We start from the raw sequence: 766 nt of genomic DNA on the forward strand, positions 1-766 counted from the left end.
CAGTTGCCACAGTAGATGCAACAGGAAATATTACAGGAGTAGGACCTGGAACGGCGACAATATCTTACTTTATTGCAGGAACAGGAAGTTGTCCAGATGCATTGGCAACATTGGATGTAACAGTAAATCCAACTCCACAAATTACCGTAACTTATACCGATACTATTTGTGATGGTTCGACTACAGATATTGTAGTTACTGGAAATCCAACGTATGTTTGGGATGCAACAATTACTAATATAGATGGTTCAGCTTATCAAGTTTCAGGAAATGAAACAGATATCAATCAAGTAGTCAATTTAACGGATAGTTTGTTAGTAGGAACAATTACAATGAGTATAACGCCTACAGCAAATAATTGTAGAGGAGCATCACAATTGGTTCAAATTACAATTCGTCCAATTCCAGTGATTACAGATATGCCTGTGAGAAATACAAATGTTTGTACAGGAGATAACGTTTATGTAAATATATCAGGCGATCCAAATGGAACTACTTACCAATGGGTTGCTGTATTAAATGGAGTAACAGTTGTAAGTGGTGGTACATCAGGGACAACAACAGGACCAATTGATATTACGGTTGCGACAACAAGTCCAACAGCTACAGGAACAATTTATTTTGAGTTAACACCAGTAAATGGAATTTGTACAGGAGCACCAGTTGTAACACAAACAATAACGGTTAATCCTATACCAGGTACGCCTATACCATCACCAGATGTTACAATTTGTAGTGGAGAGTCACCAAATATTACATTGTCTGT

1 pseudogene is annotated in these 766 nt (G+C 37.3%); it reads left to right on the top strand.

Features of this window, described 5'->3' with window-relative positions:
• Window positions 1-766 (top strand): annotated as a pseudogene (locus tag ACFS5J_RS03940) (T9SS type B sorting domain-containing protein); the annotation flags it as partial.

Origin of the sequence: Flavobacterium chuncheonense (assembly GCF_042686145.1) — a bacterium.
In the GTDB taxonomy this organism is placed as follows: Bacteria; Bacteroidota; Bacteroidia; order Flavobacteriales; family Flavobacteriaceae; genus Flavobacterium; species Flavobacterium chuncheonense.